General features: G+C 35.6%; 19 protein-coding genes and 1 tRNA gene. 16 read left to right on the top strand and 4 right to left on the bottom strand.

What is annotated here, in order from left to right:
• Position 1: 1 nt before the first annotated feature.
• Positions 2-2,356, top strand: a complete 2,355-nt coding sequence (locus H3R28_RS03275; RefSeq protein ID WP_198208804.1) for a phosphoketolase — start codon at positions 2-4, stop codon at positions 2,354-2,356.
• Positions 2,357-2,402: 46 nt separating this feature from the next.
• Here H3R28_RS03275 and H3R28_RS03280 read toward each other — a convergent pair whose 3' ends face one another.
• On the bottom strand, positions 2,403-2,765 hold the full coding sequence (locus H3R28_RS03280) for a hypothetical protein (protein ID WP_198208802.1): 363 nt from the start codon (positions 2,763-2,765) through the stop codon (positions 2,403-2,405).
• Positions 2,766-3,035: 270 nt separating this feature from the next.
• Between H3R28_RS03280 and H3R28_RS03285 the strand changes: the two genes are divergently transcribed.
• The 5 genes from H3R28_RS03285 to H3R28_RS03305 all read left to right on the top strand — a co-directional run bounded on the left by H3R28_RS03285 (position 3,036) and on the right by H3R28_RS03305 (position 8,714).
• The gene (locus tag H3R28_RS03285; protein WP_232351167.1) at positions 3,036-3,311 is read left to right on the top strand and encodes a hypothetical protein; all 276 of its coding nucleotides are present in this window, start codon (positions 3,036-3,038) and stop codon (positions 3,309-3,311) included.
• 115 nt (positions 3,312-3,426) lie between these two features.
• Positions 3,427-4,695 carry a replication-associated recombination protein A gene (locus tag H3R28_RS03290; protein WP_232351192.1) on the top strand — a complete coding sequence of 423 codons (1,269 nt, stop codon included), beginning with the start codon at positions 3,427-3,429 and terminating at the stop codon, positions 4,693-4,695.
• Between the two features lie 5 nt (positions 4,696-4,700).
• The gene (locus H3R28_RS03295; protein ID WP_155571929.1) at positions 4,701-5,675 is read left to right on the top strand and encodes an RluA family pseudouridine synthase; all 975 of its coding nucleotides are present in this window, start codon (positions 4,701-4,703) and stop codon (positions 5,673-5,675) included.
• A gap of 127 nt (positions 5,676-5,802) precedes the next feature.
• Positions 5,803-7,959: an AsmA family protein gene (locus H3R28_RS03300; protein ID WP_198208798.1), complete on the top strand. Its 2,157-nt coding sequence runs from the start codon at positions 5,803-5,805 to the stop codon at positions 7,957-7,959.
• Between the two features lie 29 nt (positions 7,960-7,988).
• Entirely contained in the window at positions 7,989-8,714 is a 726-nt protein-coding gene (locus H3R28_RS03305; protein WP_198208796.1) for an ATP12 family chaperone protein, read from the top strand.
• Between the two features lie 45 nt (positions 8,715-8,759).
• Here H3R28_RS03305 and H3R28_RS03310 read toward each other — a convergent pair whose 3' ends face one another.
• Positions 8,760-9,941, bottom strand: coding sequence for a bifunctional 2-C-methyl-D-erythritol 4-phosphate cytidylyltransferase/2-C-methyl-D-erythritol 2,4-cyclodiphosphate synthase (locus H3R28_RS03310; protein ID WP_198208794.1), 1,182 nt, complete (start codon positions 9,939-9,941; stop codon positions 8,760-8,762).
• 132 nt (positions 9,942-10,073) lie between these two features.
• Here H3R28_RS03310 and dusB point away from each other — a divergent pair, with 132 nt between their 5' ends.
• Genes dusB through hflX form a run of 7 tightly spaced genes read left to right on the top strand, consistent with a single transcriptional unit; the run spans position 10,074 to position 18,948 of the window.
• Complete coding sequence (gene dusB, locus H3R28_RS03315; protein ID WP_198209490.1) at positions 10,074-11,117, top strand: tRNA dihydrouridine synthase DusB; 1,044 nt, start codon at positions 10,074-10,076, stop codon at positions 11,115-11,117.
• A gap of 8 nt (positions 11,118-11,125) precedes the next feature.
• Positions 11,126-12,226 carry a nitrogen regulation protein NR(II) gene (locus H3R28_RS03320; protein WP_198208792.1) on the top strand — a complete coding sequence of 367 codons (1,101 nt, stop codon included), beginning with the start codon at positions 11,126-11,128 and terminating at the stop codon, positions 12,224-12,226.
• A gap of 17 nt (positions 12,227-12,243) precedes the next feature.
• The gene (locus H3R28_RS03325; RefSeq protein WP_198208790.1) at positions 12,244-13,704 is read left to right on the top strand and encodes a sigma-54 dependent transcriptional regulator; all 1,461 of its coding nucleotides are present in this window, start codon (positions 12,244-12,246) and stop codon (positions 13,702-13,704) included.
• The gene (locus tag H3R28_RS03330; protein ID WP_198208788.1) at positions 13,674-15,920 is read left to right on the top strand and encodes a PAS domain-containing sensor histidine kinase; all 2,247 of its coding nucleotides are present in this window, start codon (positions 13,674-13,676) and stop codon (positions 15,918-15,920) included. Before H3R28_RS03325 ends, H3R28_RS03330 begins: the two co-directional genes overlap by 31 nt.
• A complete protein-coding gene (locus tag H3R28_RS03335; RefSeq protein WP_155566792.1) occupies positions 15,910-17,319 on the top strand; it encodes a sigma-54 dependent transcriptional regulator in 1,410 nt (469 codons plus the stop codon). The genes H3R28_RS03330 and H3R28_RS03335 overlap by 11 nt, the downstream gene beginning before the upstream one ends.
• 54 nt (positions 17,320-17,373) lie before the next feature.
• The gene (hfq, locus tag H3R28_RS03340) at positions 17,374-17,646 is read left to right on the top strand and encodes an RNA chaperone Hfq (RefSeq protein ID WP_198208786.1); all 273 of its coding nucleotides are present in this window, start codon (positions 17,374-17,376) and stop codon (positions 17,644-17,646) included.
• Between the two features lie 12 nt (positions 17,647-17,658).
• Positions 17,659-18,948 carry a GTPase HflX gene (gene hflX, locus H3R28_RS03345; protein ID WP_198208778.1) on the top strand — a complete coding sequence of 430 codons (1,290 nt, stop codon included), beginning with the start codon at positions 17,659-17,661 and terminating at the stop codon, positions 18,946-18,948.
• A gap of 9 nt (positions 18,949-18,957) precedes the next feature.
• On the opposite strand, the gene H3R28_RS03350 is transcribed toward hflX, so the two are convergent.
• Positions 18,958-20,124 (bottom strand): hypothetical protein, encoded by a 1,167-nt coding sequence (locus tag H3R28_RS03350; RefSeq protein ID WP_198208776.1) that lies wholly within the window; start codon positions 20,122-20,124, stop codon positions 18,958-18,960.
• Positions 20,125-20,221: 97 nt separating this feature from the next.
• On the opposite strand from H3R28_RS03350, the gene H3R28_RS03355 reads away from it, so the two are divergent.
• The gene (locus tag H3R28_RS03355) at positions 20,222-21,055 is read left to right on the top strand and encodes an SDR family oxidoreductase (protein WP_198208774.1); all 834 of its coding nucleotides are present in this window, start codon (positions 20,222-20,224) and stop codon (positions 21,053-21,055) included.
• A 4-nt stretch (positions 21,056-21,059) separates the two neighbouring features.
• Here the strand turns inward: H3R28_RS03355 and H3R28_RS03360 are convergent.
• Positions 21,060-21,134: transfer RNA gene (locus tag H3R28_RS03360), tRNA-Cys, on the bottom strand.
• A 136-nt stretch (positions 21,135-21,270) separates the two neighbouring features.
• Here H3R28_RS03360 and H3R28_RS03365 point away from each other — a divergent pair.
• Together H3R28_RS03365 and H3R28_RS03370 are read left to right on the top strand one after the other, a co-directional pair.
• Entirely contained in the window at positions 21,271-21,918 is a 648-nt protein-coding gene (locus tag H3R28_RS03365; RefSeq protein WP_198208772.1) for a protein-L-isoaspartate O-methyltransferase, read from the top strand.
• A 54-nt stretch (positions 21,919-21,972) separates the two neighbouring features.
• Complete coding sequence (locus tag H3R28_RS03370; protein WP_110437977.1) at positions 21,973-23,436, top strand: TolC family outer membrane protein; 1,464 nt, start codon at positions 21,973-21,975, stop codon at positions 23,434-23,436.
• The last annotated feature ends 10 nt before the right edge of the window (positions 23,437-23,446 follow it).

Raw genomic sequence — 23,446 nt, forward strand, 5'->3', positions numbered from 1 at the left:
AATGACTGATAAAAAGCTTTTATCTGAACATGAAGTGGACTTATTTAATAAATGGTGGCATGCCGCCAATTATCTATCCATCGGACAGATCTATCTAATGGATAACCCTTTATTGAGGGAACCATTGAAACTGGAACATACCAAACCACGATTGCTTGGACATTGGGGAACAACCCCGGGCCTCAATTTCATTTATCTTCATCTGAACCGTATTATCAGAGAACGAAATAACGATATTCTTTTTATAGCTGGGCCAGGTCATGGGGCTCCTGGGGTTGTGGCGTCAACCTATCTTGAAGGGACTTATACAGAACTTTTTCCCGAGATTACACAGGATGAAGTGGGAATGCAGAAATTGTTCAAACAATTTTCCTTTCCCGGCGGCATTCCAAGCCATACAGGTGCACCAACACCAGGATCCATTCATGAGGGTGGAGAACTTGGATATTCGCTTTCACATGCATATGGGGCAATATTTGACAATCCTGATCTGACCGTTGCATGTGTTATAGGTGATGGTGAGGCAGAAACAGGACCCTTGGCAACATCATGGCACAGTAATAAATTTGTTAATCCAAAAACAGATGGTGCTGTCTTACCCATTCTTCATTTGAATGGCTATAAAATTGCAAACCCGACTATATTGGCACGTATATCCCATCAGGAATTAATCAATTTAATCAAGGGGTACGGCTATGATCCAATTTTTGTTGAAGACAATGATCCAGATTCAATGCATCAGAAAATGGCTTCAGCCATGAATACTGCATTCAATCGTATTCATCGAATACAACAGAATGCACGCAAAAATAATGATACCGGTCGTCCATTATGGCCAGCCATTATTTTTAAAAGCCCAAAAGGTTGGACATGCCCGAAAACCATTGATGGAGAAAAAGTGGAAGATTATTGGCGTGCACATCAGATTCCTTTTGGGGATTTGAGCAATCCAAAACATCTGAAATTATTAGAAAAATGGATGAGATCCTACCATCCTGATGCGTTATTTGATGAAAAAGGGGCAATATTTCCAGAAATTGCAGAATTGGCACCCAAGGGGGATAAACGTATGAGCGCCAATCCGAATGGGAATGGCGGGTTGCTCAGACAACCCTTGAAGTTACCTGATTATCGACAATATGCAGTAAAAATGACGAAACATGGTCATGTAATTGCTGAATCAACCAGGATAATGGGAGAGTTTTTAAGAGATGTCATTAAAAATAATCCTGAAAATTTTTTGCTTCTTTCCCCTGATGAAAATAATTCAAATCGTTTGAATAAGGTATTTGAAGTAACCGATCGGGTCTGGAATGCCGAAATATATGATTACGATGATCATTTGGCCCATAAGGGACAGGTGATGGAAATTTTAAGTGAACATACGGTTGAGGGTTGGCTTGAAGGATATTTATTGACTGGAAGACATGGATTGTTTTCCTGTTACGAGGCTTTTATCCATATTGTCGACTCAATGGTCAATCAATTTGCAAAGTGGTTGGACGAGGCGAGCAAGGTGGAATGGCGGCGGCCAATTTCGTCTTTAAATATCCTTTTGACTTCTCATGTTTGGCGGCAGGATCATAATGGGTTCAGTCATCAAGATCCCGGTTTCATAGATCATGTTGTTTCGAAAAAACCTAAAATGAGCAGGGTTTATTTGCCACCAGATGCTAATACCCTGTTGCTGGTCACGAGTCACTGTTTAAAAAGTTCGGACCGTATCAATGTTATTGTTGCCGGCAAGCAGCCAGAGCCCCAGTGGCTTACCATGGATGAGGCAATTAAACATTGTTATAAAGGCCTTGGCATTTGGGAATGGGCCAGTAACGATAAAGGAACAGAACCCGATGTCATTGTGGCATGCGCTGGTGATGTGCCAACGCTTGAAGCATTGGCGGCGAGCAAAATTCTTAACGAATATGTACCAGATCTTAAAATTCGTTTTATCAATGTTGTTGACCTGATGACTCTTATGACAGATGATCAGCATCCACATGGATTGTCAAATCAAGAATTTGATGCCTTGTTTACAATCAACAAACCAGTTATCTTTGCTTATCATGGTTTTCCAAGATTAATTCACTCACTTATTTATAAACGAAGCAATGCAAGAAATTTTCATGTTCATGGTTTCAGAGAAGAAGGAACAACCACAACACCTTTTGATATGGTTGTATTGAACAATCTTGATCGTTATCACTTGGTATCAAATATCATGAACAGGGTTGATCGTTACAAATCAAAAATAGCTTATATAGACCAGTTTGTTAGAGACAAACTTGTTGAGCATGAATTATATATTCGCCAATATGGTGAAGATATGCCAGAAATCAAAAACTGGCGTTGGAAATAAAAAAATTGTAAATATATATTGATCCGGCTTTTCAGCGTATGGATTGTTAGTCTGAAAGTTTTCTACATTCCATGCGTATGGAAATGGGAACTTGGTGACTGCATATATTTCTCGCGTCCACTTTGCAAAATTCCAGTGCATTGTTGTATAGGGATCTTAATATTTTACTGTTGACATCCCTGTCATTGTCAAACTTGTCATCGGCTTTTTGTTTTTTCAATTCATGTATATCTTTTAAGGTTTCAATACATGAGGGACTTATTGTTGTTGATTGGGTTCGTAAAATTTTGAAAATAGGTTGTAATTGTTCATATGAAAAACTGATTGATTTTTCATCACTTGATTGTCCATAAACAGTCAAGGGAAATAGGGTGATTATAAAAGTTAAAAATCTTGTTCTATTTTTCAATTTAGTCTCTAGTTAAGGCTTGATTTCATAATTGCAAAGTTTATGTTATCCAGCTGTTAAAGTTAGATAAAAACCTTTATATTATATATGTTTATAACATAAATGATATATTTATACAGTTTTTTAGCATATTATCCTATAATAACACACAAACTATTCCTCAAGTTTATCCCCCAAATTGTGGATAACTTTATGTCGGATAAAAATCAATCCTTGAATAGAAAATTATAATATTCAATCATAACGTTAATAAAAATAGTATTGAAGAAAATGAATGAAAAGAAAATGGTGAATTTAAGAATAAATAATATCAAACATTTTTTTTGTATCGGTATCTGTTTAGTTTCATCCGCGCTGTTTCTTAATGGATGTTCAGGAACAGCTGAAACACCAGTTCCGGCAGGAACACAATCATCTGTTGGTTATGGATCTGTTTGCAAGGCAGGAATTTATAGCTGTCATACTCCATATCAAGTTCCTCTGGGCTCTCCATGCAGTTGTCCTGGTGTGGGAGCGCCCTCCTACGGTAATGTTCACGCGAAATAAATAAAATTGACAAGTTAATTCGGAATTCCTCATGATCTTTTCCGCATCAAAGAATGACAAGGATCTTTTTGCCTCCGATCACACCTTTTTTAGTGAGAATTCAAATAAGAAGTCAATGATTGATAATAAGGTTCCTCTGGCTGATCAATTGCGGCCAGTGGAATTGGAGGAGGTTGTCGGACAAAATCATTTGGTTGGTAAAAAGGGCATTATTACCCGTATGATTAATCATGGTACTTTATCAAGTTTGATTTTGTGGGGTTATCCTGGAACAGGGAAGACGACGATTGCCCGGATTATTTCCCAGTATACAAATTTGAGATTTGTTCAAATATCCGCAATTTTTTCCGGGGTGGCAGAATTAAAAAAAATTTTTGACGAGGCAAGAAAATATAGACAACAAACCGGTAAGGGTACCCTATTATTTGTGGACGAAATTCACCGTTTCAACCGTACTCAACAAGACAGTTTTTTACCCGTTGTTGAAGATGGAACTATTATTCTGATAGGGGCGACCACTGAAAATCCATCTTTCGTGTTAAATGGTGCTTTGTTATCCCGTTGCCAATTGATGGTACTGAAACGTCTTGATGAAGAAGCGTTGAAACAACTCATTCAGCGTGTTGAAATTAATACTGAAAAGAAATTGCCTCTTACGGATAAAGCCTTACATGTTCTTATTGCCATGGCAGATGGAGATGGTCGCTATCTCTTGAATATGGTAGAACAATTAATCAAACAAAATTTTGTTCATAAAATTGATGAAAATGCGTTAAATGAATTACTAAGCCAAAAAGCAGTATTGTATGATAAGGATAGGGATGGGCATTATAATTTGATTTCAGCCCTGCATAAATCACTTCGAGGTTCGGATCCCGATGCTGCCTTGTACTGGTTCGCGAGAATGTTGGAGGGTGGAGAGGATCCAAGATATATTGCAAGACGATTGACCCGTTTTGCATCGGAAGATATTGGATTAGCCTCACCTAATGCTCAGATACTGGCAATTTCAGCTTGGGAGAGTTATGAACGGTTAGGATCACCTGAAGGGGAAATCGCATTAGCTGAACTGGTAGTTTACTTGGCAACAGCACCAAAGTCCAATGCTGTTTATAAAGCCTATAACAAAGCGAGAGCGGTTGCAAAAAAAACGGGAAGCTTGATGCCACCAGCCCATATATTGAACGCGCCAACCAAAGTGATGAAAGAGCTTGGTTATGGCAAGGGATATCAGTATGATCATGATACAGAAGAGGGATTTTCTGGACAAAACTATTTTCCTGATCGTATGAAACGTGAACAGTTTTATTTTCCCACACATCGGGGAACAGAAGAGATCATTTCAAAACGTCTTGAACAGTGGAATAAACTTAGAAATAAATAGATTATATGAAAATTTTAAATATTACGGTTAAAGATGAAGATGGTGAAGTGCGTCTTGATCGTTGGGTAAAAAGAAATTACCCCCAATTTACGCAGGGCATGATTCAAAAATTGTGCAGAACCGGTCAAATAAGGGTTGATAAAAAAAGAATTCAGGCATCTACACATTTGAATACTGGAAATGTTGTTCGGCTTCCTCTTGTTGAAAAAGGTGTTCTATCATCAAAAAAAAATCATGACATGGATTCCCATTTTTCAAAAAAAGTTAAAAGCTGGATTATTTATGAAGATAGCGATCTATTTGTTATAAATAAACCGTCCGGTATTGCTGTTCAGGGGGGTAGTAATGTAAGATTTCATATTGACGGAATGCTCGAAGCATTGAGGGAGAATAGTAACTATCGTCCCTGTTTGGTTCATCGTTTGGATAAAGATACTTCCGGTATATTATTGATTGCTCGTCATCCAGCTGCTGCAGCAAAACTAACTGCTGCGTTCAGAGGCAGGGCAGTAAAAAAAATATACTGGGCCATTACAACAGGTCGTCCCGTTTCATCAAGTGGTAGGGTGACGCTACCATTATTGAAAGTTGAACGTCCGGGCGAATCATATGTCGTTGTTTCAGAAGAAAATAAAAATGCGCAAAAAGCTGTAACGGAATATATGGTTAAAGATTATGCCGCCAGGAAATTTGCCTGGGTCGAATTATATCCCCTTACTGGACGCATGCATCAACTTCGTGTTCATTGTTCGGCGATGAACTGTCCTATATTGGGGGATAGAAAATATAATCAAGTGAATGGCTCACTCGAAGGTTTTCCAGAATTACTACATCTTCATGCCCGCGCAATAATCATTCCTCATCCCCAGGGTGGATATCTGGAGGTTGAAGTTGAATTGTCATCCCATATGAAAGAAACATTTAAGAGATTGGGATTTGATATGCCATCCGGTAATTGTGTCAAAGTTAATAAAAGATAAGAAATATAACTGAAAATATTTCATTTGAAAAATTAATTTCGTTTTATGATTGCATAAAAAAACCATCATGTTATTTCTGATTAGTTTATATTTTTAACTTACCATTATTAAATGAATCCAAAGATTAATGATGCTAAAAAAGAAAAAGATATTTATTGGTGTTTTGGGAGCCTCTGTATTATTGATAGCGGGAAGTAACCTTGCAATCAATTACATGATTGACCGGCAAAAAATCAATGATCAATTATCAGAAATAATTGAAAAAAAAACAGGACGAAAAGTCCATTTAAATCATTTGTCTCTTCAATTAGTTCCCTGGCCTGAAATCAAAGCATCGGATATTGCTTTGGAAAATATAAAAGATGGCAAGGCTGATTATTTCATTCATGCAGGGAAATTTTCAGCGAAAATTAATTTATTGTCTTTGTTAAAAAAAAATATCAATATTCATGCATTGGAACTTTCAAATGTAAAATTAAATTTGGAAGAAAATCAAGAAGGTATAAAAAACTGGGAATTTCATCCCTATAAAAAATCAGATATTCTGTCTGAAAAAAATAAGAAAAAAAATAAGAAAAAATGGACAGTTAATTTCAGGACAATCAATTTCAGTCATGTTCAGACATGTTACGATAATTTTAGAAATAATAAACATGCACATTTTCTTTTGAAAACTGTTGATATTGATCAGTTTGAAGGGAATAAGATACGTTTTGAAATTAATGGACATAATCATCAAGCGAATTTTTCATTATCTGGACGTATTAATCATGCGGATGCTTTGCTATTGCATAGAAATGTAGTTTCTTCATCTCCTGTTAAATTCCAAATGGTTTTAACAGAGTATTTTCAAAACCAAAATGTCGGAAATATACATGTCAATGGAACTGTAAAAGATTCTATCAATTTGAAAAATTTCTCAATATCGGCAAGAGGTGCGATTCTAAACCTGCAGAACCTTAATTTGTTATTCCCACATGCCAATTTACCATTGGTTGAAAATATTACCTTCAATACGCTACTTGAAGATATTGATACAGAAACGGAGAAAAATTTAAAACCAAAAATAAAACTGTTACAATTAAATATGGGTTATATTCCAATTAGGGAATCATACAAAGATTTCGATTTGACGAATGTCCAAATCATGGCCAATCAGTTTAATGAAAATATAAATATCCAGTTTAAGGGTAAACTGAATGACAATATATTCAGTTGGGCTGGCGATTTGGGAACATTGAATAATTTTCAACAAATATTGTTTTCAAATAATCTCAAGGAAATACCCATAAAGGGAAATTTGTCATCAGATAATTATTCGGCACAGATTCATGGGACAGTAGGAGGAAAAAATCCATCTCTCATAATAAAATTAAATGCATTAAAAATTGACCATCAATTTTCTAAAATTGGTTTTGTTGAAGCACATGATATATTTTATAGTGGTAAAATATATTTGCCTTTTAGAGTTAACATTCAGTCAATCAATCATATTCGCGATGAAATTTTGCATAATTTGGGTGCAGAAGGTAGTATAAACGGTAAAAATCTTCAATTTAATCAATATAATTTTAATAATTTTTCAGGATATTTTAATTGGAATAACAATCAGTTAAAAATTAACAATGCACAGTTCATTAATAAACAAAATCATCTTAATCTTGATATCGCCTATAATCATAACAATGATGATCAAAAACTGTATGTTACGATCCATCCATCCGTTTTTCCGATGGAGTGGCTGGAACAAAGATATAAGTTGGCAGAATTGTATAGTGGTCCTATTGAAGTGACTGGAAATATTTCAGCTAAAGGTTCAAATTATGATCAGTGGATTCATTCAATGGTTGGACGTGTTGGAATAGCCGGAATTGGAGGAATTGTCAAGGCTGAAGGATTAAGACATTATCTAGGTAAAGCAGCTGATACTTTGCCATTGAAAAAGAATCTTTCAACGCAATGTTTGGCAGTACATTTTAACCTGAAAAATGATCAATTATATTTTGATACATTTACACTTCAGGCTAAAAAATTTGCCCTGAATGGAACAGGGTATTATTCCATACCCGCACATCAAATTGATTTTCATATTGTTCCCGATATCTCATTGGGTTCATTCAGTGCCTCCGTGCCAATCATTATTAAAGGCAATCTTGACAAACCGATTATAAACTTTGAAAAAAATAAAGATAAGGTTTTTACCCTAAGTATTAATACGATAAAAAAAATGCTTGAACGCACCGATTATTGTTCAGATTCCTTATCAAAAGCTAGAGCACAATAATTATAAATACCTGATATTGGAAAAATTATATGAACAAACCATTAAAATTGCGCCGTTTTTGGGATAAGGCAACTTATATCAAAGATGATGATGGTTTTAGGATATATCTTGATAAACAATTATTACGTCTTCCGCAGAAATCGATATTAAAAGTATCTAACGAAACGCTAGCAAAAAGAATAGTAGATGAATGGCAAAATGCCGGTTGTAAAAAAGGAGATATTTTTTCATTTGATACTTTACCCATTACGCGAATAATCAGTACTCTTATTGAAAAAATCAAACCTGATCGTAAGAAATATATTGATGTCCTTCTTCCCTATGTAAATGGTGAATTGCTTTGCTATCGTGCGGAAAAACCTAAACAATTGGTAAATAGACAAAATCAGCTATGGCAACCTATTTTGCAATGGATTGAAGAGTTTTTACATATAACCTTTAGAATGACAAAAGGGGTTATGCCTATTGTGCAGGATAAACAAACAATCAATAAGATAAAAACCTATATTATGAAGCTTTCTGATGAAGAGTTGACTTTTTTTGCTGTAATTATACCATTATTGGGAAGTGTTGTATTATCAATTGCCATTTTTGAAAGAAAGTTATCAGCACAGCAAGGATTTGAGTATGCTTATCTGGATGAACATATTCAATCTCAAATTTGGGGTTATGATGCAGAACAACAACAAAGATTAAACCTTATACAGAAAGAAATCAATGAATGTGTAGATTATCTTGAATATGTTAATAATTGAGGTTTAAATAAATTGATTATCAAACCTCAGAAAATAGTTTGAAAGTTAAATTTTAGACCAAGTTTCCTCTTCTGGCATAAGCAAACATATTACCGCTTGACAGGCAATACCTTCCTGGCGGCCTGTAAATCCCAGTTTTTCGGTAGTTGTCGCTTTAACGGATATAGCTGAAAGTTTGAGTTGCAACAATTCTGAGATTTTTTGCCTCATTGAATCGATATACGGACGCATTTTCGGTTTTTCACAAATCAGGGTAATATCCAGATTACTTATTTTACCACCACGTTCTATTATGCGTTTTCCGGCATGAATAATAAATTTTTGGCTATCCGCATTTTTCCATTGAGGATCAGAGGGAGGAAAATGACTGCCGATATCCCCTTCAGCCAAAGCACCGTAGATAGCATCACATAAAGCATGCAAAGCAACATCGGCATCTGAATGGCCTGCCAATCCATGTTCATAGGGTATATTAATACCGCACAGGATCAATGGACGATCTTTTTCAAAAGCATGCACGTCAAAACCGGAACCTATTCTCGGAATCATTACTTTAGACATAAGGCATTCCAATCGTTTCAAATCATTTTTGTAGGTTAATTTAATATTGTTTTCATCACCCATGACCAACATAACGGGTAATCCTGCCTGTTCAAAAAGCGCTGCATCGTCTGTCGCTCCTTTGGAGAATGAACCGCGATGAATTTTAAGTAATTGGCGAAAATTAAATCCTTGAGGTGTTTGTGCACGATATAAATCATCTCTCGAAATTGTATTCTCAATAATATTTTGTTTAGATTTTTTAAGTGTTTCAGCAACGGGAATGGCGGGAATAGCTGCAGGATATTGTTTAAGAGCGTCAATTACCTTTGTAATAATCTCAGATGATACATTCGGTCTTGCTCCATCATGTATTAGAACAACATCAGGCTGTTCAGGTTCGGGAAGTTTTGCCAATGCTTCCAGACCGGCCTTTACACTATCCTGTCGTTCTTCCCCCCCTTGAATGATTGGTAAAATCTTATTATTTTTTAGATCATTTAAAATTGGAGACAGCAATGAGGCATCACCTACGGGCTGTACAAGATCAACATGAGGTAAAAATGCTTTGGCAGCATGAAAGATGACAGGATGGCCCAGCAATCGAACATACTGTTTTGGTAACGTTCCATTTTGATTGAACCGTTTACCTGAACCGGCAGATAGAAGAATAAGAGCGATGCGCATAATAACTGAATTGTATAAAAAAAGATATTTTTGTTAAACTATAATTAAAGTAAAAGACTTTATTAATCATGTTTTAAATAATAAATCAATTGTGATAAATTTTACGAAATCAAATTGAAAAAAATACCGAAAATGATTACAGATACCGCTAAAGACATTCCTGATTTGAAGCCGATTTGCCTTGCTGGGGATAAAATAATCAACTATCCTGTTATTCTGGCACCTATGGCAGGAGTGACAGATTTTCCATTCAGACAATTGGTCAAGAAATTCGGTGCGGGTCTGGTTGTTTCCGAAATGATAGCCTCATGGGCCATGATTCGTGAAAACAAGACAACGTTGCAAATGGCTGAACCCATTACAAAGGGCTTGAACTCTACCCAATTGGCTGGTTCAGATCCTCAAGCCATGGCTGAGGCGGCACGAATCGCTGTTGATAAAGGCGCTGATATTATTGATATTAATTTTGGCTGCCCCGTCAAGAAAGTGGCTGTGGGTCAACAAGCTGGCTCAGCCCTGATGAAGGATGAATTAAAAGCATCAATTATATTGGAAGCAGTGGTTAAAGCCGTTGATGTTCCGGTTACGCTTAAAATGCGTATGGGATGGGATCATCAATCTCTAAATGCCCCGCAATTGGCCAGAATTGCTGAAGAATGTGGGATTAAAATGATTACAGTGCATGGCAGAACACGACAGCAATTATATAAGGGGAAAGCAGATTGGTCTTTTGTGAAGTATGTTAAGGAAGCTGTTAAAATTCCAGTAATCGTTAACGGTGATATTGTTGATTTCAATACTTCTGTGATTGCTTTGCAACAATCAAAGGCTGACGGAATTATGATTGGACGGGGTGTTTACGGAAAACCCTGGCTTTTATCCAAGATTATCCATTACCTGCAATGCAAGGATATTCCAGCACCTATAACCTTGCAGGAAGAAAAAGAGATCATTCTATCTCATTATGATTCCATGTTAACCTATTATGGGGAGTATTCTGGATTAAGATTGGCCCGTAAACATTTATCATGGTACTGTGCGGGCTTACCTGATTCCGCTTCATTCAGAGCGTCAATTAATAAAATGGACAACGCCAGGGATGTAATCTATGCAATTAACGAATTCTATGATTTCCATAGTGATGAATTTTTAATAAGGCATGAATTTGTTAATTGAAATTTATGATGAGCAAAAATATTCATGTTTTTACAGATAGTAATGAGATAATTGAGGCTTTACCTTTTCCATTGGTGATTATCAATCATTTCGGAAAAATTGTTTATCTGAATCATCAGGCAGAGTTGTTTTTGAATATTTCCAGAAAATCCGCCTATTGTTGTGAATTGAATGATTTTTTGCTGGAAAATATATCTTTTTCAACATTGTTTTCACAAGTAAAAGAAAATGGACGTGTTGTTAGACAATACGGAATGAAATTAAGATTGAAAAACGGTAATAATAAAGAATTTTTTCTTTCTCTGGCTCCAGTTGAAAATAATGATGATCTATATATCGTTACATTTCATGATCATTCCTTGCTCAATATCATCAGGAATTCACGGCAAACAACTGATTTCAATCAGATTGAAAAAAATCTGTCACTCATGCTTTCGCATGAAATAAAAAACCCATTGTCAGGTATTCTTGGTGCGGCACAATTGCTGCAACAAACTGTTACAAATGAAGATAAAAAGCTAACCGGCTTAATTTGTACAGAAGTTGAGCGCATAAGTAAAATGCTTGATAGATATATTGATGAAACGCATAAACATATCAAATATTCGAAGTTGAATATTCATGCTATTTTGAATCATGTTATTCAAATCGCAAAAAACGGTTTTGCTAAAGATATCAGAATCAATGCATTATACGATCCATCTCTACCTTTAATAATGGGCGATAAAGATGCATTAATACAATTATTTCTTAATCTTATCAAAAATGCTTCAGAAGCATTGCAAAATTTTGATAATCAAGATGAAATAAGTATAATAACCAAATATCAATCAGATTTGATGATAAAAGAGGCGTGTCATCACTATAATTTTTTACCATTATTGATTGTTATTAGAGATACTGGAGCAGGCGTATCTGAAAAAATAAAAGATCATCTTTTCAATCCGTTTATTAGTGACAAGGAAAATGGATTGGGAATCGGATTAGCTTTATGTAAAAAAATTGTTCAAAATCATGGAGGTATGATTGATGTTGAACGAAATAAAAAATTCACTGATTTTAAGATATATCTTCCCATCAAACAATCCAAATCGAACCTGAGATATTAAGTTGTAATTAATTAAAAATGGTTATAAAAAAATCAACAATCTTAATTCTGGATGATGATACCTCGATCAGAACAGTTTTAAGTCAGGCCTTTACACGACTAGAATTTAATGTAATGGCAACGACAAAAGTTGAATTGGGATTGGATTGGGTTAAGAAAAATAAAGTTGATCTTGTCATAACAGACATAATGATGCCTGATATAAATGGCTTTGATGTTATTGACAGGATTAAATCATTTAATATTGACATACCCATTATTGCTATAAGTGCATTATCAACACTTTCAACGGCATTAGAGGTTAAAAGAAAGAATATTTTTGAATATTTCCCAAAACCATTTGACCTTAATAAGTTAATTGCAACGGTACAAAAAGCATTAAAATCCTTAAAAGTCAATTTTTATAATTTTGATGGAATTATTCATGAAGAAAATTTACCCTTAATTGGTCAGTCAACAGCGATGCAGGAATTGTATCGTATGATCGCTAGGCTAATTCAATCTGATTTGACTGTTCTTATCACGGGAGAAAGCGGAACAGGTAAAGAGCTCGTTGCAAAAGTTTTACACAATTATGGTAATAGAAAAAACAATTCATTTATAACGATAAATTTGGCTATTTTACAGGATGATGATATTGAAAATGAGCTTTTGAAATATACTCCTTTTATTCATGAAAATAAAAAAGAAATAGACAATCTGGAGAAAAACTATAAAGGTACATTATTTTTGGATGAAATAGGTGAGTTATCACTATCTGCCCAATTTCATCTATTGAAATTTCTTGAAAAAAATTTTTGTTTCTCAATGAATAATTCAAACACAAAAAATTACCGTATCATAGCGACGTCAAAAAACAATCTATTTGAGTTGGTTAAAACCGGGCATTTCAGAGAAGATCTCTTTTATTGTTTAAATATTGCACCATTATATCTTCCCCCTTTAAGGGAGAGAACTGAGGATATACCTTTACTTATCCAACATTTTTTAAAAAATGATCAAAATATTATAAATTTTTCTAACGAGACTATGGATTATTTTTTGACTTATAGTTGGCCAGGAAATATTCGTGAATTAAAGAATATCATAACTCGTCTATTGATTCTATATCCCTATGAAACAATCGAGGTTGATTTTGTAAAAAAGATTTTAAATGATTCTTCCATGATTGATAAATCATTCAAGTTGGACAGATTAAAGCCTTTGTCAAAACTGATTGAAAGTCATCTAAACCGTTACTTTATTGAAAATAAAGGTCAACCAATTTCAAATTTACATGAAAAAATTATAATGGAAGTTGAGCGACCATTGATTGAAATGGCTCTTGTGGAAGCTGAAGGCAATCAAATAAAAACGGCTTCGATGCTGGGAATAAATCGAAATACGTTACGTAAAAAAATGAAAATGTTTAATCTTCTCGAATTGAGTAAAAAACATAAAGGCTCAACATGTCTGGAAAAATCTATAAGCAGAAAGTGAATAAGGTTACTGAAAAATTTTCTAATAGAAAAGCCACTATTTTCTTGGTTGTGCTGGCCTTGATTTTTACAATCATCACTTTTGTTATTCTTTCAGGTGGAATTGTTACATCTCATAAATCATCGGTACAATTTGTTATTTTAAGTATTAACGGATTTGTTCTTGTTTTATTGATACTAGCTTTATTTTTTTGTATATTTCGTTTGATTTCCGAACATAGACGACGGTTGGTTGGTTCAAAAATACATATCAAGCTGATTGTGTTATTTAGTATTATTGCCATAGTTCCAACCATCTTGGTTGGAATTTTTGCGACAATTTTATTTCATTTTGGCATTCAAAACTGGTTTAATAACAGGGTAAGCACAGCGCTTAACGAGGCTTTGCTGGCTTCAAAAGGATATTTACAGGAACATAATGACAATATACGTACTGAAGCCTTTTCTTTGGCCAATTATATACAAGGTATTCAAAACAATTACGCTCAAGCAGGTCAGGATCTATATGATGATGGTAATAGCCTCGATCAGATTCTTGATTCTCAAGCGACATTAAGAGGATTAAATGCTGCCTTTGTCTATAACTCTTTTACCCAAAAAATAATTGCGTCGGGCGGTTTATTCAATAATACATCATACGCCAAACAATTACCTCGATCAGCGACCTTGATGTCGCATAATGATGTGGCAATTTTGGATTCACCTGATGAGGAAACAGTTCGTGCTGCCATTCCTATTAACGATACTCCGCCGCTCGTTTTATTGATTATAAGGCCTGTTGATCCGGTTATTCTTAATCATATGCATAAAACTGAAAAAGTTGTTATGCAGTATAATGATTTGAACAACAAAAGTTCAAAAATTCAGGTGATGTTTGTAATTATATTTGCATTGATTGCATTGCTTGTTGTTTTGGTGGCCATTTTGATAGGGCTTTTTATTGCCAATCAAATTGCTCGTCCTGTCGGGTTATTGACGTTAGCCGCACAAAAAATCAGTAAGGGTAACCTAAATGTTAGGGTACCTGAATATGGTAAGGATGATGAAATAACCGATTTGGCACGTGCCTTTAATCAAATGACCAATCAACTTTCTGTCCAGCATAAAGAACTTATAGAGGCCAATCAGCAAATTGATGAACGCAGACGCTTCACCGAAGCGGTTTTATCCGGTGTTTCCAGTGGAGTGATTGGGTTGGACAAGCAGGCAGTAATTGAATTACCTAATCGATCAGCAAATCAGCTTCTATCTATTGATTTAATGAATTATATAGGACATAAAATTACGGATGTTGTACCAGAATTCTCTCCCTTGCTATCAATTATTTCCGAAGAAATAGATATCATCAATAACAATCATAAATTAATTCAAAAGGAAATTCAGATCAAAACCTCTGCTGGGAGTAGAATGTTGCTTGCTCAGATTGGGCCAGAAATTAGGGGAAATGAAATTGAGGGATTTGTAATTACCTTTGATGATATAACGGATTTACAAGCGGCGCAGAGAAAAGCCGCCTGGGCAGATATCGCCCGTCGAATTGCGCACGAAATCAAAAACCCCTTAACACCTATCCAACTTTCTGCAGAACGACTTCGAAGACGTTTTCTTAAAGAGATATCCAAAGATCAGGATATATATAATCAGTGTATTGATACAATTGTACGTCACGTTGGTGATATAGGTAGAATGGTGGATGAGTTTTCATCTTTTGCTCGACTTCCCCAACCTGTTATCAAAACAAACGAAGTGACATGCATTATTAGGGAAACATTATTTCTTCAGCAGAATGCACATTGTGAAATAAGATATCATACGGATTTGCCCAATGACAAAATTGAAATGAATTGTGATGCGCGATTGATAAGTCAGGCTCTCACCAACTTGTTTCAAAATGCATCAGATGCTATAAATATGAAAAATGAAAAAAGTAACGGTCATGAAAATTACATAGGAAATATTTGGGTTACATTAGAGTTAAATAAGAATACTATTATCATTTCAGTAAAAGATGATGGAATTGGTCTTCCACAGGAGGACAGGTTAAGGTTAACTGAACCTTATGTAACCCATAAACCTAAGGGAACAGGATTAGGTCTCGCTATTGTAAAAAAAATTATGGAAGAACATAATGGAACATTACAGTTAAAAGATCGGATCGAAGGTCGGGGAACAATATCAATTTTGACTTTTCAAATACGAGGACAATATGACGCATGAAATTTTAATCGTCGATGATGAGCCAGATATTAGACTACTCATTGAGGGAATTTTACAAGATGAGGGGTATGAAACTCGACTTGCCGGGGATGCGGATTCAGCGATTAAGGCCTTTCATGCAAGAAGACCATCCTTAGTCATTCTTGATATATGGTTGCAAGGGTCAAAAATGGATGGTTTGGAAATTCTTAAACTCATACAAAATGAAAAACCTGCTGTTCCCACTATCATGATATCAGGTCATGGAACAATAGAAACTGCTGTTTCCGCACTTCAACATGGTGCATATGATTTTATTGAAAAACCCTTCAAGACAGATCATCTGCTAGTAGTAGTCCGTCGTGCTCTGGAAGCTGCAAAATTGGCAAGGGAAAATGAAGAATTACGTTTTCGAAGTGGATACGAAGTTAAATTAAATGGACAAAGTCAAACTATCAATTCTGTCAAAAGTCAAATTGAGCGTGTTGCGCCAACGAATTCTCGAGTTTTAATATATGGTGCGCCAGGTACGGGAAAAGAAGTGGCTGCTCGAGCTATACATAAATTATCCAAAAGAGCAGAGGGGCCTTTTTTTGTATTAAATTGCGCAACCCTTTCCCCAACAAGATTTGAAGAGGAATTGTTTGGTATTGAGGGCAATACACAAAATAATTTGCAAAGACGTACCGGTGTTCTGGAAAAGGCTCATGGAGGTACGCTGGTGTTAGATGAGGTTGCCGACATGCCTCTTGAAACACAGGGAAAGATTGTTCGAGCATTACAAGATCAAACATTTCAACGTGTTGGCGGTTCCAGCCGCGTTAAGGTTGATGTGAGGGTTATTGCCATTACGAATAAGGATTTAAACCAGGAAATTGCCAATGGAAGATTCCGCAAGGATTTATATTATCGTCTTGCAGTTGTGCCTTTGAAAATTCCAAGCTTGAAGGAAAGAAGAGAAGATATACCTGAACTCGCAACTTTCTTTTTGAAGCATTATTCTGAATTAACCGGAGTGCCAGTCATTGAATTATCAGCAGATGCTCTAACAACCTTACAGACTTATGAATGGCCAGGAAACGTACGTGAATTACGCAATTTAATGGAACGGCTTTTAATCATGATGCCTGGAAATGTTAATGAAGCCATCCGTACTGATATGTTGCCATCAAATGTCGGTCAAAACGCACCGGGTTTATTGAAAATCGATACACAAACTGATATCATCAGTCTTCCGTTAAGAGAGGCTCGTGATATTTTTGAAACGCAATATTTACAAGCTCAATTAATGCGGTTTGGTGGCAATATCAGTCGGACTGCTGGTTTTGTTGGAATGGAACGAAGTGCTTTACACAGAAAATTGAAACAGTTAGGAGTTACCGGATCAGAAGAAAGAAATAATAATAATATAAATAATTAAACTGTTAATATATGCAAGTTTCAATTTCATAAAGTGATTGGTAAAGGTTTTATTTTGTCAAAAGATACATATCAAAATATTCAAGATGTTTTTTTAAATCAGATCCGCCGTTCCAAAGTTTCAGTTACTGTTTTCTTAGTGAATGGCGTGAAATTACAGGGAATCATTTCTGGATTTGATAATTTCTCCATATTATTACGTAGAGAAAGTCATGCGCAGCTCGTTTATAAACATGCTGTAAGTACGATTATGCCCTCGTCACCTGTTCAACTCCCCTTTAATGCACCTGTAGCGACTTCAACTTCCACAACATCTGAAGAAAAGTGAGAATTTATATTTATGATTGAATCCGATTCAGTGAAATCATCAAATTTTGCTGCAGTCATTGTTCCATGGGATGTAAATCTAAAACAAAATGATAGGAATTCTAAATCTAGGCTTGATGAGATTGTTGGATTAGTATCATCTATTAAAATTGATATTGTCTATAGAGAGATTATAAATATTCGGTCATTCCGTTCTTCAACCTTAATAGGGCGGGGAAATATCGAAAAATTAAAATCTGTTATTATTGAGAAAAAGATTCAAGTTGTTGTTTTTGATGCACGTTTAAGTCCAATTCAGCAACGAAACCTTGAAAAAGAACTTAATTGTAAGGTTATAGATCGAACAGCCTTAATACTGGATATTTTTGGTGAAAGAGCGCAGACCAGAGAAGGTGTGTTACAGGTTGAACTTGCCCACCTTCAATATCAGCGTAGCCGACTAGTTAGATCATGGACTCATTTAGAAAGGCAGAGAGGTGGGTTTGGGTTTATGGGGGGGCCCGGTGAAACCCAAATTGAAGCGGATAGAAGGCTGATTGATGAACGGATTACTCGTTTAAAAAAAGATCTTGAACAGGTTCGAAGGACAAGAGGATTGCATCGTAAGGCTCGAAGAAAAGTCCCTTTTCCTATAATTGCCTTGGTTGGCTATACAAATGCAGGAAAATCCACTTTATTCAATCATTTGACAGGGGCTTCTGTTCATGCTCAGGATCAACTTTTTGCTACACTTGATCCAACCATGCGCAAGATTGATCTGCCATCAGGAAAAACAGTCATTCTTTCTGATACAGTTGGTTTTATTAGCGACCTCCCAACCGAATTGATAGCTGCTTTTAGAGCAACGCTTGAAGAAATTTCCGAAGCGGATATCATTTTACATGTAAGAGATATTTCACATCCAGAGACCCGTCAACAACAACAAGATGTTTCTTCTGTATTGGACATGATGGTGAAAGATGATGTATTGAGTGAAAACTGGAGGTCATCGACAATTGAAGTTCTCAATAAAATCGACCTAGTAGATTATACTGAATTAACAGGCAAAAATGATAATATTGTCGGTGTATCTGCCTTGACAGGACAAAATCTACCCTCGCTCATTTCTAAAATTGATCAAAGATTGCAATGTTCAATGGAAAAATTGACATATGCTATTGATATTGTTGATGGTTCAGCTTTAGCATGGCTTTATGATCATGGAGAAATTCTTGAGCGTCATGATAGCGAAAAAATCATTCAGGTAACGCTGTTACTTTCTCCTATAGATAAAGCTCGATTTGAACAGATTTATACGTACTAAAAATTTTTTTTATATTTTCATTTCATACATTCGATGAATTTTATTAGGTTCTGGAACAATCCGTTCAATTAAGTTTCGCATACCATGATTTGTTTCCAAAATCCATCCCAATTCAATTGTTTTATAGGGTAAAACTTCTCCACGTTCAAAAAGTTCGGATATAACCAATGATGGCATCAAAGCTCCCAGAGCTGTATCTCTTATGGATCCACTTATACCAAGCAAAATAACGCGGGCTGAATGAAATTGGTGTCGTAAGATTCGATAAATCAATTTACTATATCCCAAAAGGGATGGATCAGGTCCGATATCAATGATTAAATCATAAATATTGGGAATTACCAAAGCAACAGCCACTGGAATATAATTTTGTTCAACCAGAACAAAATTATCAGGTTTTAGCATGGATTTTAAATCTTTAATTAATACAGACATCTCGATTGAGGTGAGAGGAACAAAGCCCCAAGTATCATGCCATGCATCATTGTAAAGTTGGCGAAGAATTTCACCATCCCGCGCAATTTCTTTTGTATTTAATTTTCTGGTTGTGATGTTACCCAATTTTCCACATCCCATTTTCAAACCTGCAGGTATTTTATGGGCCTGTTTAGCTTGTGGACCGAATTTCATCTGATATGAAAGTAGATCCATGGCTTTTTCAAGACCGACTGCTTCAACATGGTGATGAAGCCAGGTTGGATGCCAGGGAATGGCAACGGTTGGTAAGGCATTTTGCCCTGTTATCATTATCCCTATTTCAGAATTGGCATTTAGAGTATAAGGTCCCCTGATTTTTTCCATGCCATTATGTTTCAACCATTTGGTTGCAGCGTCTATTAATTTTTTTACGACGCATAAATCATCAATTGCATCTAATGCACCGAACAAACCGACAGGTTCCTTCCATTGTCTTAACGCATTCGGATCAATTTGTGCAGAAATACGTCCAACAGGTTGATGATTTTTATATGCTATGAAATATTTTGCTGAACCATATCGAAAAAAAGCTGATTTTTTTGGATTTAATAAGCTTGATTCTTGCCAGTCCAAGGGAGGGACATATCCAGATAAACCTTTATATAGAAGACGTGGCAATTGAATAAAAAGTTTAAGCTGTTGTTTGGTTTGAACAGGAACAATATCAATATTATTGATGGAGCAAGAATTAAGGGACATGTAAAAACCATAGAAATTATGAATTATTATTTTTGAATTTTACCAATGTAAACTATAAAATAGCATTTTCTGCTTTTATATATAAAAGGATTTTGTCTTGATAGATATAAATTTATCAAAAAACAATCAAACCTTAAATTATCAACCAAAAACTCAATTTAATTCTGCAAAAAATATTCTGATTACCGGGGCTTCCAGTGGAATAGGCCAATCGTTGGCAATAGCATGTGCAAACAAAGGCAAAACTCTTTTTTTATGGGGTCGTTCTCAAGAAAAGTTAAATAGAGCGGCACAATTATGTCTAAACAAAGGGGCAAAGGTTCAAATATTTAGTATCGATCTTGCAGATTCAAAAAATAGCTTACGCCAACTGGAAACATTATTAAGCAATTATACAATTGATATGGCAATCATGGCTGCCGGTTCTGGGGATATAAGGGAGGATAAAAACAATTTGGAAAGTGATGAGTTATTATTGAAACTGATGCATTTAAATTATGTAACACCATGTATAATGGGTAATAAAATAGCTCAACAAATGATTGATCGTGGAATTTATGGACAATTGGTCTTTGTCGGTTCAGTTGCTGCATTTCATTCATTGCCTTTTGCAACTGCCTATAGTAGTTCAAAAGCCGGTTTAAGTCGTTTTGTTGATTCTTTGAGAATTTCCGTGAAAAAATGGAATATAAAAATCACTTTAATTACTCCTGGATTTGTCGATACACCCATGAGCCAAAGGTTGGAATGTAACAAACCTTTTATGATTTCATTAGAAACCGCAACTCAAAAAATAATTAAAGCGGTTGATGAGGGAAAAACAGAGCTAATTATGCCTAAATTGTTTGTTTATCTAAAATGGATTGATCTTGTTATGCCTAACAGATTAAAAGACTTTATTCTCTCTCGTCTTAAAGTGAAACAATCTTGAGATCTGGAGGTCCGGGAGGGAATTGAACCCCCGTAAACGGATTTGCAATCCGCTGCATGAGCCACTCTGCCACCGGACCATTTGATCAAGCTATTGCCTATATCAATGAAATTGGTAAAAAGGTCAAGAAAAAAATGTATAAAAACTTTACTTTTCATATTTGAGTAGTTCATGGTATTAATTTTGAAAGCATAGATATAGAGATTTTATAAACAATGACCCATCCGAATTTTGATTTTGTTCAGGCCCGGCAAAACATGATTGAAAATCAGTTACGTCCAGCTGAAGTCAGTCATGTTAAATTAATAGAAATAATGCGTGTTTTACCACGCGAATATTGTGTTCTGAATAACCAAAAAGAAATGGCTTATTCAGATATTAATATTTCACTTTTTGATCAACGGTATCTTAGTGAGCCAAGAGTGCTTGCCAGACTTGTTCAACTAGCAAATATTGAGGCAAAGCAAAAAATATTGGTTATTGGTGCAGGGACTGGATATCTTTCAGCCATTATTTCCTTAATGGGTGCGGAAGTATATGCATTGGAAGAAAATGAAAAGTTGTCTGTTATTGGAAAAAAATTCTGTAATGAATATGCATCTGACGTGCAATGGTGTGATGGAATATTACAAAATGGATATCCAAAAAATAAATTTTATGATGCCATAATAATTGACGGCTGTATTAAGGAAATTTCAAAAAAACTGATTGATCAATTAAATAAAAATGGTCATATTATTACGGTATTAAAAAAAGATGGTGATATAGGTCATGCAGTTACAGCAAAAAAGACTGATGAAGGTATAGTAATACAAAAAAGTTTTTATGCTGCCTTACCTTATTTACCAGAATTCATGAAATAATTTATATTTTTTAGCTGCTATTTTATTTTGAAGTGTTATTAATAAGGTATTATCATGATCGTCAATCGTAATTTTGGAATAAGTTTATTAACATTTTTTGCATCGACTACTGTATATGCTCAAAATTATGATGGATCAGGTATGCCAAGTTTTATTCCGCATACGCTTGAAGAAGCTCTGGCGACAGCTTATCTAACCAATCCAGATTTGCAACAGGAACGTGCCAGCTTGAGAGCCGTGGATGAACAGGTTTCGACAGCACATGCAGGTTGGAGACCGACTATCACGACTGGTTTGACTGGTGTTGTGACAGAGGGTTATAACTTAGGTGTTTCTGAACCGGCATTAGGTGCTGCAGGGGTTCATTATCCTAAATCTACTACAGAACAAAAATCAGGTGGACGACTTGGATATGGTGCAAATGTTAATATAACACAACCTATTTATCAGGGTGGGAAAACGACTGCTCAAACGCATGAGGCAATAAACAAGGTCATGGCTGAAAGGGCAAAACTTTTATCAACTGAACAAAAGGTTTTTAGCAAGGTTATTGATGCTTATGTAGCTGTTATACAATATCAGCAGCTGTTACAGATTAATATTAACAATGAAAAAATTCTGGCTGAACAGGTCAAGGCCACACATCAGCGTTTTAATCTTGGAGAAGTTACGCGAACCGATTCTGCACAGGCAGAAGCGGCATTAGCCGCAGCACGAGCACAGCGTCAAACGACTGAAGGAGATTTGCGTGGTGCTGAGGCAACCTATACCCAAGTTGTGGGGATTGCGCCAGCTCCTAATCTCAAACCACCTCAACCTCTGATTTTACCGATCAAAACAGAACAAGAAGCAATTGCACAGGCAGCATCAAACAATCCAGACGTGATTTCAGCCCTGTTTACTGAAGCGTCACAAAAAGATGATGTAAATGTGGCTATATCGGAAATTATGCCTAAGCTTAATGCTTCTTTATCCTATCAACGCATGGTCAATCAAGGAGTAGGACAAAATACATCAGATCAAAAAATGGGTATGTTGCAATTAAACATTCCCATTTATCAAAGTGGTGCGGAATATTCTAAAATACGTGAAGCAAAACAGTTGGCTCAGGCTGCACATCGTCAAGTCAGTTCTCAACGAAGAAGTGCCATGCAACTTGCCTCTACAAACTGGCAAAAATTAATGGCAGCCAAAGCGGCCATAGCAAGCAACCGTGCAGCCATTGCGTCAAATATCATTGCTTTGGCTGGTGTTGAAAAACAGGCTGTTGTTGGAACAAGTACAACATTGGAAATGTTACAACAGCAACAAACCTTGTTAAATTCACAAACCACACTTATTCAGAATTTAAGCTCAATGGTTACGGCATCTTATAGTATTGCTTCAGCCATTGGGCGTTTAACAGCACAAGACCTTAAACTGAATGTTCCCCATTATGATTATACAGCATATTATAATGCTGTTAAAAACAGATGGTGGGGTATGAGTGACTACGCACAGGATCAACCTGGACGTTAATAATTTTTCT

Source organism: Commensalibacter sp. M0268 (assembly GCF_016101925.1).
In the GTDB taxonomy this organism is placed as follows: Bacteria; Pseudomonadota; Alphaproteobacteria; order Acetobacterales; family Acetobacteraceae; genus Commensalibacter; species Commensalibacter melissae.

Excerpts from the sequence above, each read along its gene's own strand:
- H3R28_RS03275 (WP_198208804.1), top strand. The coding sequence starts at position 2 with ATGACTGATAAAAAGCTTTTATCTGAACATGAAGTGGACTTATTTAAT.
- H3R28_RS03285 (WP_232351167.1), top strand. The coding sequence starts at position 3,036 with ATGAATGAAAAGAAAATGGTGAATTTAAGAATAAATAATATCAAACAT.
- H3R28_RS03290 (WP_232351192.1), top strand. The coding sequence starts at position 3,427 with ATGATTGATAATAAGGTTCCTCTGGCTGATCAATTGCGGCCAGTGGAA.
- H3R28_RS03295 (WP_155571929.1), top strand. The coding sequence starts at position 4,701 with ATGAAAATTTTAAATATTACGGTTAAAGATGAAGATGGTGAAGTGCGT.
- H3R28_RS03300 (WP_198208798.1), top strand. The coding sequence starts at position 5,803 with ATGATGCTAAAAAAGAAAAAGATATTTATTGGTGTTTTGGGAGCCTCT.
- H3R28_RS03305 (WP_198208796.1), top strand. The coding sequence starts at position 7,989 with ATGAACAAACCATTAAAATTGCGCCGTTTTTGGGATAAGGCAACTTAT.
- H3R28_RS03310 (WP_198208794.1), bottom strand. The coding sequence starts at position 9,941 with ATGCGCATCGCTCTTATTCTTCTATCTGCCGGTTCAGGTAAACGGTTC.
- dusB (WP_198209490.1), top strand. The coding sequence starts at position 10,074 with ATGATTACAGATACCGCTAAAGACATTCCTGATTTGAAGCCGATTTGC.
- H3R28_RS03320 (WP_198208792.1), top strand. The coding sequence starts at position 11,126 with ATGAGCAAAAATATTCATGTTTTTACAGATAGTAATGAGATAATTGAG.
- H3R28_RS03325 (WP_198208790.1), top strand. The coding sequence starts at position 12,244 with ATGGTTATAAAAAAATCAACAATCTTAATTCTGGATGATGATACCTCG.
- H3R28_RS03330 (WP_198208788.1), top strand. The coding sequence starts at position 13,674 with ATGTCTGGAAAAATCTATAAGCAGAAAGTGAATAAGGTTACTGAAAAA.
- H3R28_RS03335 (WP_155566792.1), top strand. The coding sequence starts at position 15,910 with ATGACGCATGAAATTTTAATCGTCGATGATGAGCCAGATATTAGACTA.
- hflX (WP_198208778.1), top strand. The coding sequence starts at position 17,659 with ATGATTGAATCCGATTCAGTGAAATCATCAAATTTTGCTGCAGTCATT.
- H3R28_RS03350 (WP_198208776.1), bottom strand. The coding sequence starts at position 20,124 with ATGTCCCTTAATTCTTGCTCCATCAATAATATTGATATTGTTCCTGTT.
- H3R28_RS03365 (WP_198208772.1), top strand. The coding sequence starts at position 21,271 with ATGACCCATCCGAATTTTGATTTTGTTCAGGCCCGGCAAAACATGATT.
- H3R28_RS03370 (WP_110437977.1), top strand. The coding sequence starts at position 21,973 with ATGATCGTCAATCGTAATTTTGGAATAAGTTTATTAACATTTTTTGCA.